Origin of the sequence: Nostoc cf. edaphicum LEGE 07299 (assembly GCF_015207245.1) — a bacterium.
In the GTDB taxonomy this organism is placed as follows: domain Bacteria; phylum Cyanobacteriota; class Cyanobacteriia; order Cyanobacteriales; family Nostocaceae; genus Nostoc; species Nostoc edaphicum_B.
In genome coordinates this window covers 1-3518 of record NZ_JADEXF010000665.1, presented here as the reverse complement: position 1 = coordinate 3518, position 3518 = coordinate 1, and the positions used below count along the sequence as shown (strand labels likewise).

At 41.7% G+C, this 3518-nt stretch carries 4 protein-coding genes; 3 read left to right on the top strand and 1 reads right to left on the bottom strand.

Features of this window, described 5'->3' with window-relative positions:
* The first annotated feature begins 138 nt into the window (after positions 1-138).
* From IQ229_RS18630 to IQ229_RS18620, 3 genes are all read left to right on the top strand, one after another.
* Positions 139-336 (top strand): hypothetical protein, encoded by a 198-nt coding sequence (locus IQ229_RS18630; protein WP_104907481.1) that lies wholly within the window; start codon positions 139-141, stop codon positions 334-336.
* A gap of 61 nt (positions 337-397) precedes the next feature.
* Complete coding sequence (locus tag IQ229_RS18625) at positions 398-655, top strand: cytotoxic translational repressor of toxin-antitoxin stability system (RefSeq protein ID WP_099102182.1); 258 nt, start codon at positions 398-400, stop codon at positions 653-655.
* 111 nt (positions 656-766) lie between these two features.
* Positions 767-2353: a glucose-6-phosphate isomerase gene (locus tag IQ229_RS18620; protein ID WP_194046255.1), complete on the top strand. Its 1587-nt coding sequence runs from the start codon at positions 767-769 to the stop codon at positions 2351-2353.
* Between the two features lie 214 nt (positions 2354-2567).
* On the opposite strand, the gene IQ229_RS18615 is transcribed toward IQ229_RS18620, so the two are convergent.
* A complete protein-coding gene (locus IQ229_RS18615; RefSeq protein WP_194046253.1) occupies positions 2568-3227 on the bottom strand; it encodes a Nif11-like leader peptide family natural product precursor in 660 nt (219 codons plus the stop codon).
* Positions 3228-3518 lie beyond the last annotated feature (291 nt).

Sequence of the window (3518 nt, the reverse complement as noted above, 5' to 3'; positions counted from 1 at the left end):
CTGCCTCCCCTGCTCCCCTGCCCCTCTGCTCCTCTGCCCTCTTCCCTGGGCGAATAAATTTTAGCGTAGCTTGAGCGGAGCTAATTTTATGGGAATACTATTTATTGTTGGTGTTTGGTGGTAGGGAATAATTAACGTATGAATTTGCTGCGACTTAGAATGCATCACTTAATCGAGCAATTAGGCGATGACGATTTGCAAGACATTTGGAATGTTCTCGAAGCTTTACATTATGACTTTTATATGCTCAAAGCCATACAAAAAGTCAAGCGATCGCAGCAACCGTGGGATATCTTAACCCATGAAGAAGCGGTAAGACTGTTGATGTTTTTCTGATTCAGCAGCGCTTTTGAGCTAGTGCCAGTGGCCCCTCAAGTTTTGGTGAAGGTAACGCCCAGTGAGTCTGGAAATGCGCTATGCCAGGTCTTTTTTGCTAGACCTGAAGAATTTAGAACCTGCCGCCTACGAGCGGGTGCATGATTTTGTTTTTATTGAGTTAGCCCAAAAGTGGCAACTGACTGATTTAAAAGAATTGCGACAGCTTGATAGTGAAGGCATTTTTCACCGCTTCACCCTAGACAATTATCTGATTGGTATAGAAATTAGGGGTGAAATTGTGAAATTTCTGCGTGTCATCCCTATGCCAGATGTTTAAAGTCAAGAGTCAAGGGAACACTTAAAACTGTAAACTGTATAAGGCTAGGCAGGGATCGCTATAACCTTACATTAAACTGGTTTTGAAAAACACTTTATTTGAGATTTCCCTATGGATGCTAGGGCACTTTGGCAACGATACCAAAACTGGTTGTATTTCCACGAGGGATTGGGACTGTACTTAGACATAAGTCGGATGCGGTTCGATGATGCCTTTGTGGATTCGTTGCGGCCGAAGTTTGACAAGGCGTTTGCGGATATGGCTCAACTAGAGAAGGGTGCGATCGCAAATCCCGACGAGAACCGCATGGTTGGACACTACTGGCTGCGAAATCCTGATTTAGCACCAGCTCCAGAACTTACACAAGAAATAGTCCAAACCCTAGAACTAATCGAAGCCTTTGCGGAAAAAGTCCAAACAGGTGCTATTCATCCTCCCAGAGCAAGCCGTTTCACGGATATTATCTCCATTGGCATTGGTGGTTCCGCTCTCGGCCCCCAATTTGTCGCGGAAGCTCTCGCTCCTGATTTCCCACCTCTGAAACTTCACTTTATCGATAACAACGATCCCGCAGGTATCGATCGCGTTATCAATCATCTCCGAAATAGCCTCGCCAGCACTTTGGTTTTGGTGATCTCCAAATCTGGGGGAACACCGGAACCTCGCAACGGCATGATTGAAGTTAAAAAAGCCTATGCCGGACATAATTTGGAGTTTGCTCAATATGCGGTAGCAATTACTAGCGTTGATAGCAACCTCGATAAGCTAGCCAAAGAAGAAGGTTGGCTGGCCAGATTTCCGATGTATGACTGGGTAGGAGGACGCACCTCAGAAATGTCTGCTGTGGGGCTAGTACCAGCGGCATTACAAGGCATTGATGTTCGCGCTATGCTAGATGGCGCCAAAGAGATGGATGACGCTACCCGCGTCCCAGATGTGAAAAATAACCCAGCAGCCTTGCTTGCTTTGTCTTGGTACTTTGCAGGTAATGGAAAGGGCGAAAAAGATATGGTTGTCCTACCTTACAAGGACAGCTTATTTTTATTCAGTCGCTATTTGCAACAGCTGGTGATGGAATCCTTGGGCAAGGAAAAAGACTTAGACGGCAACGTTGTCCATCAAGGTATCGCTGTTTATGGCAACAAAGGCTCAACAGATCAACACGCTTACGTCCAGCAGTTGCGTGAGGGTGTAGCGAATTTCTTTGCTACCTTCATCGAAGTGTTGGAAGATCGTCAAGGCCCATCCACTGAAATAGATCCAGGAGTTACATCAGGCGATTATCTTTCCGGTTTTCTCCAAGGAACCCGACAAGCGCTTTATGAAAATCACCGCGATTCCATTACAGTCACGATTCCCCAAGTTAATCCCCGAACTGTAGGGGCATTAATTGCTTTGTATGAACGTGCTGTTGGTTTATATGCTAGTTTGGTCAACGTCAACGCCTACCATCAACCAGGTGTAGAAGCTGGCAAAAAAGCTGCCGCCTCCATTCTCGATTTACAAACACGAGTGGTAGCAGTGCTACAAAAAGAAAAAACTCCCCTTTCTCTTGACGAACTCGCCGAGAAGGCAGGCGCATCAGACCAAGTTGAGGCAATTTACAAGATTTTGCGTCACATCCATGCCAATCAGCGGGGTGTAGTTTTACAAGGCGATCTTCAGAAACCCGGTAGTTTGACCGTTTCTGCTAGCTGATAGCTCTAATCTAAATCTCAGATTTTGTCCAGAATTGTTGTCTCAACAATTTTTTATTGTGAAGCATCCTAAATAGAAGATATATCTTCTGTCTAGGATGCTTCACTGTATAATTTATAATTCGTAATTCGTAATTCGTAATTAAGTTTTATCACTCAATACCGTTTGGTTAAGTATTGCTTTCTTTTCTTCCTTTGCCTAATTACGAATTATTTTAATTATGAATTGCCATCAGGCGTTGATTAAAGTAACTCTTGGGTAAAAAACAGCGATCGGGTAAAAAAGGATTGTTGAGATTTTGACATAAGAAAGTACTGGGTTTATCCCGATGACAAAATGGTGGCACGATTCCCCAATGTTCTGCTAGCCAAATCCAGTATCCTGTTTCAATTCTGCCGTAGCTTGATACTGTGACAATTTCTCCAACGCTGTTGTTAATAGATACTAAATCTGACGAAGATTTGATGTCAATTAACAACCAAGCTAACTCATCTATAGAAAAGTAATAGCCATTTTCGGCAGCGATGTTGATGAACTGCTGTGGCTCTTTAGCTATTAGTAATTCTTCTTTGAGAGATGGCGTTTTTTGGGCAAAATCAAAAAGATCCCAAATCTGTCTTCTCGTAACTAGAAACCAGGCGAGTTCTTCTGCGGTCAAATTATAACCGTTTTCTTTTGCTAACTTGAGAAACGGCTCAAGGCTATCGGTTTCTGCTAGTTGACTTTTCAACTGGAAAGTTTGCTCTACTAGTGACAAGAAATCAATAATTTTTTGCCATGTCACTTTGTCAAAGTTTTTGTTAACTTTTATTTGTTCTTTCCAATAGATGTATTTATCTTCTTTAAGAAAGAAATTCCAAATTTGATAATACATGGGTCATCTTGCCTAAGTTGTAAACTTGGTAGAGGTTTATGATTAATGAACACCAGTGTAGTAAGTATAATGTGTTTCTTCGACAGTACTAAATTTTTATATTATGTAAATGAAGTTACACAGTAGCTAAGTATAAATTTTTTGTAAAGTTTGTCACTATAAATAACATTTACTGAGGGCAAGATGAAAGATTGCGATGCCTTGGGGTGGTCTGCACCTAAGATTTTTATTGCTTCTCATAAAATAAAATTAAGTCAATAGATAGTATTAATTATTCATAAAGGAATTAAT

Coding starts and splice junctions, on each gene's coding strand:
- IQ229_RS18620 (WP_194046255.1), top strand. CDS start 767: ATGGATGCTAGGGCACTTTGGCAACGATACCAAAACTGGTTGTATTTC.
- IQ229_RS18630 (WP_104907481.1), top strand. CDS start 139: ATGAATTTGCTGCGACTTAGAATGCATCACTTAATCGAGCAATTAGGC.
- IQ229_RS18615 (WP_194046253.1), bottom strand. CDS start 3,227: ATGTATTATCAAATTTGGAATTTCTTTCTTAAAGAAGATAAATACATC.